We start from the raw sequence: 4356 nt of genomic DNA, 5'->3' as shown, positions 1-4356 counted from the left end.
GTGATGCTCAGACCACAAGTATCCGGGCAGTCAAAAGGGCAAACCGATTTTACAGTACCATTTATTATTGATTTGCTCATATCTATCTCACTCCATATAATAGCCATATTCACGTCGTATTATCATAGCATAATCGCATGCAGCATAGGGAGCAAGATGCAAAAAAGTGATGTGAAAATCGCCTATTTTCCGAGCTTCCAGTTTATTATCTATTGACAGCACTTTACTTGTCATGTAATATTCAATGTGCTTAAGACGTATTCCACAACTAAATAATTCGTATAACCTCACGGAGTTACAGCTTGAACAGGGTGAGGGTTTCTACGGGAAGCCTTACTTCCCAACTACGAATATGAGATCAATCATCATTGATCCTATATTCGCAGTTGGGATTTTTTTATGCGCAAATTTTTAAATTTTCATGAGGGGGATTCACACAGATGAAGTATATTTTTTCGGTTTTTCTAGGTGCCGCAAGCTATGGCATTTTATCAACTATTGTTGTGCTTGCTTATGGCCGCGGCTATGAGCTTGGTGAAGTTGTAGGCAGTCAATTGTTAACAGGTTTTTTGCTCGCTTGGATACTCACTTTCATTATGAAATGGCGTGAGAAGCGCAGCCAGAGCTCAACTAATCAAAGTAAGGCTAATACATCTATTCGCACGAGCAGCATGTCATGGAAACAACGTTTCATTCTAATGGCCGCTGGAACTCCAACCGCTATTACAGGTTTATTGTATTACCAATCTCTTCGCTACATCCCAGCATCGCTTGCGATTATATTGCTCTTTCAGTTCACATGGATTGGTGTATTAATTCAAGCGGTAGGACAGCGGAAACGTCCAAACGGCATTATGTTTTTTACGATTGCTATCTTATTCGGCGGTACTTTGCTTGCAGCAGGCATCATCGAGCAGGGCACAGGTCAGTTTAATATAATGGGAGTTATACTCGGCCTGTTATCTGCAGTTAGTTATTCACTATTTATTCTATTTAGCGGAAAAGCAGTTCCTTCTGTACATCCTGCATATCGAAGCGCATGGATGATTACCGGAGGCATGGTACTTGTATTTATTTTATTCCCTCCAACCTTTTTGCTTAATGGACTCATTTTTGGAGATTTGATGCTTTACGGTTTCTTGCTTGGCATGTTCGGTGCGTTTATTCCACCCGTACTGTTTGCAATCGGTGTGCCGCATGTCGGAGAAGGAATGGCAGGGATTTTGGGTGCGTCGGAGCTTCCTGTCGCTGTTTTGCTTTCATCCTTCGTTCTGAATGAACACGTCAGCGCCTTGCAATGGGCTGGTGTCATCGTCGTACTCATAGGGATTGCGCTTCCAGAAGTCATCAAAATGAAGCGAAGAAGATTGAGCGTGCAATAATCACATATATGAAAAAGAAGCCAGCTGCCCTGAATTAGAGCAGCTGGCTTCTTTTGAAATAGAGACTATTCCTAGCCGTATCCTTATTCCTTTGTATAAGTGGAGAGCCAATTATAAATAATAAATAACCAACTGATGTTGTGTACACTAATCCTATTACTGGGAGGCATTTGATGATCTATGATTGTGTAATTGTAGGCGGCGGCATTGCAGGTTTACAGGCTGCCATACAATTAGGAAGATATCGTCATCACGTTGCGGTTATCGATTCCGGCAATGGAAGATCTTCGGTATGCAGAAGCTATCATAATTTAATTGGTTTTCCTGATGGCATTAGCGGGGCAGAGCTTCGTCTTGCAGGGAGAAAGCAAGCAGAGCAGCTTGGAGTAACATTCATACAAGCTGAAGTTGTACAGGCGGAAAGATTAAATGAGGCTTTTCTTCTGAAAACTTCGGATATGAAAACTTATCATGGTAAGAAGCTGCTTATTGCGACAGGTGTGAAGGATCGGCTTCCGAATTTGGAAATGCTTATTCCATGTTTGGGAACGAGCGTATACGTATGCCCTGATTGCGATGGATACGAAGTACGAGATCAGCCGACGCTTGTACTCGGTGCTGGAAACGCCGGAGCGCAAATGGCACTAACACTTACGCATTGGACGGAGGAGCTCATTTATGTAAATCATGAGCTCACACCGATTGAAGAAAAGTTGCGACTCAAGCTTGACCAAAAAAGAATCCCCTGTATAGAAGAAGCCATTCAAACCGTTTTGATTGAGCGTGAACAATTTATAGGGATAATTCTTGCGGACGGTTCATCTCTTTATCGTCAGCGCTGTTTTGTTGCTTTTGGCGGCAATGAGGTTCGTTCCTCCATTGCCAAGCAGCTTGGAGTAGAGGTTATGGAGAACAATCATATTGTCGTTGACCCGCGTACAAAGCTTACAAGTGTCGAAGACATTTGGGCCGCTGGAGACGTAACTGCGCATTCTGAAATGTTGACCATAGCAATGGGGGATGGCAGCCAAGCGGCAATATGGATTCATAAGAGCTTATTATCTACATAGAGGTAATGACCTTGTCGATAATTCCATATTCCAATGCTTCTTCCGATGACATATAATAATCACGATCCATATCCTTTTCGATTTTCTCTATAGGCTGTCCTGTTCTTTCTGCACTAATTCGATTCAATTTAGAGCGTATATTCAAAATCCGCTTTGCACTTATCGCAATATCACTCGCTTGCCCTTGGACACCGCCATGGGGCTGATGAATCATAATCTCGCTATTAGGCAGCGCAGCACGATGACCCTTCTCGCCAGCAAGCAGAAGTATAGCTGCAAAAGAAGCAGCGAATCCCGTGCAGATCGTGTGTACTGGAGCTTTCACAAATTGCATCGTGTCAAGAATGGCGAATCCGGCAGAAGTGGAGCCGCCTGGGCTGTTGATGTACATCGAGATTTCTTTCTCAGAATCCTCCGCGGTAAGAAATAATAATTGAGCAACGATGCTGTTGGCGACTACATCATCTATTGCAGAGCCCAAAAAAATGATGCGATCCTTCAGCAATCGCGAATAAATATCGTAGGATCTTTCACCGCGGCTGGATTGCTCGACTACATAAGGTACATAATTACTCATCGTATTTTACCTCCAAATGGATGTTGTTTGGTTTCGATTAGTAAACGATTAACAATTAAAAAAAGATACGGGAAAAATTTTTGAAAGAAGCGTATCTTTTGACGCACTTCATTCGTTTACTTCAATAAGGATGTTCTCCTTTTTGAGAAGATGAAGAGAGGTAAATGCAGAGGAGGTATAATGATGAATGAACTGAAATCTTTACCCCATACAGCAGTAGAAAGCACAGAGGCTGACCTTGATCAGCTTCAAAAAACACTTGAGCGATATTGTTTGTTTCTAACAAAATCGAAATGGGATGCAGAAGATTTAGTGCAGGATACATGGCTAAAAGGGCTGCGGGCAGCTGTTGATTCAAATCACAATAATCCGGAAGCTTTGTTGCTGCGCATCGCCAAAAATACATGGATTGATCAGCGAAGAAGAAAAAATCAATATCAACTTCTCATCCAGCAAGCGAAGCCAATGGATATAGCAGCTTATTCAAGCAGTCTTGACCATGAAGAAGCGATGTACGCGCTCATGCAACATCTGTCACCTTTACAACGAACCGTGTTTCTTTTGCGCGATGTGCTTCATTTTTCAATCGAAGAAACCGCCGAGCGGCTAAATACGACGTCTGGTGCAATCAAGGCTGCCCATTACCGCGCGCGTGAAGCCTTGCAAGCAGTCAAGCGGGAACTGAAGGCAGAGGCTGTTATTCTACCTGATGATGAGTATTTGCGAAGCTTCTTAAGAGCGATGGCGGTTGCTTATCAGACGGGGGATGTTGCTCTTTTAGTTGAGCTTGCGAAGCGGGATATTTCTGAAGCGCCAATCCTTGTAGGTATCGCACAGAACAATAAGCGCAAAGCCTCAAGAAGTGGTGCAAATGAGTTTGCTACTAATCCGGTGAATGTGAGAATGGCTGCATAAGCAATAACGAAATAAACCGATGCCAGCAGGCGTCGGTTTATTTGCTGTGTGCAGCTCCACGCAGAATTTAATGAAATAAGCTATAATAGAGGAATAGAATATGAAGGATTGAGGCAAACAATGATGACTCGCAAGCTTATTTTTTTTGATATTGACGGTACATTGGTTGATCACGAGAAGAAAATACCGCCATCTACGCAGCAAGCGATTGAGCAATTGAAAGCAGCTGGCCATGAACTCGTTATCGCGACAGGAAGAGGGCCCTTTATGCTGAAGCCCATTAGCGAACAATTAAACATAGAATCCTATGTTAGCTTTAATGGCTCTTACGTGGTGTACAATGGAGAAGTTGTGTATAGCCATTCGATTAATCCTGACCGACTTGCAGAGCTTACGCAAATTACTCTAAATA

General features: G+C 42.9%; 6 protein-coding genes and 1 riboswitch. Of the genes, 5 read left to right on the top strand and 1 reads right to left on the bottom strand.

Translation table 11 applies throughout. From position 1 onward, the window contains the following. The 3 genes from AB4Z17_RS32455 to AB4Z17_RS32445 all read left to right on the top strand — a co-directional run. Positions 1-216, top strand: a 216-nt coding sequence (locus tag AB4Z17_RS32455; RefSeq protein ID WP_441964459.1) for a hypothetical protein, incomplete at its 5' end; no start/stop codon positions are given. A gap of 41 nt (positions 217-257) precedes the next feature. Continuing rightward, positions 258-367: riboswitch (purine riboswitch) on the top strand. A gap of 73 nt (positions 368-440) precedes the next feature. Continuing rightward, positions 441-1382 carry an EamA family transporter gene (locus tag AB4Z17_RS32450; RefSeq protein ID WP_441964457.1) on the top strand — a complete coding sequence of 314 codons (942 nt, stop codon included), beginning with the start codon at positions 441-443 and terminating at the stop codon, positions 1380-1382. A gap of 173 nt (positions 1383-1555) precedes the next feature. Then, positions 1556-2452: an NAD(P)/FAD-dependent oxidoreductase gene (locus tag AB4Z17_RS32445; RefSeq protein ID WP_441907620.1), complete on the top strand. Its 897-nt coding sequence runs from the start codon at positions 1556-1558 to the stop codon at positions 2450-2452. On the opposite strand, the gene AB4Z17_RS32440 is transcribed toward AB4Z17_RS32445, so the two are convergent. After that, positions 2445-3029 carry an ATP-dependent Clp protease proteolytic subunit gene (locus tag AB4Z17_RS32440; RefSeq protein WP_441964455.1) on the bottom strand — a complete coding sequence of 195 codons (585 nt, stop codon included), beginning with the start codon at positions 3027-3029 and terminating at the stop codon, positions 2445-2447. The genes AB4Z17_RS32445 and AB4Z17_RS32440 overlap by 8 nt on opposite strands. Before the next feature lie 180 nt (positions 3030-3209). Here AB4Z17_RS32440 and AB4Z17_RS32435 point away from each other — a divergent pair, with 180 nt between their 5' ends. Further along, positions 3210-3944 carry an RNA polymerase sigma factor gene (locus AB4Z17_RS32435; RefSeq protein ID WP_441907622.1) on the top strand — a complete coding sequence of 245 codons (735 nt, stop codon included), beginning with the start codon at positions 3210-3212 and terminating at the stop codon, positions 3942-3944. Positions 3945-4064: 120 nt separating this feature from the next. Next, positions 4065-4356 (top strand): HAD-IIB family hydrolase (locus AB4Z17_RS32430; protein ID WP_441964453.1); only part of this gene is annotated, 292 nt, incomplete at its 3' end.

This window comes from Paenibacillus sp. TAF43_2 (assembly GCF_052113545.1).
Taxonomy (GTDB): domain Bacteria; phylum Bacillota; class Bacilli; order Paenibacillales; family Paenibacillaceae; genus Pristimantibacillus.
The sequence above is the reverse complement of the archived record's forward strand: the minus strand, read 5'-3'. Positions and strand labels throughout refer to the sequence as shown.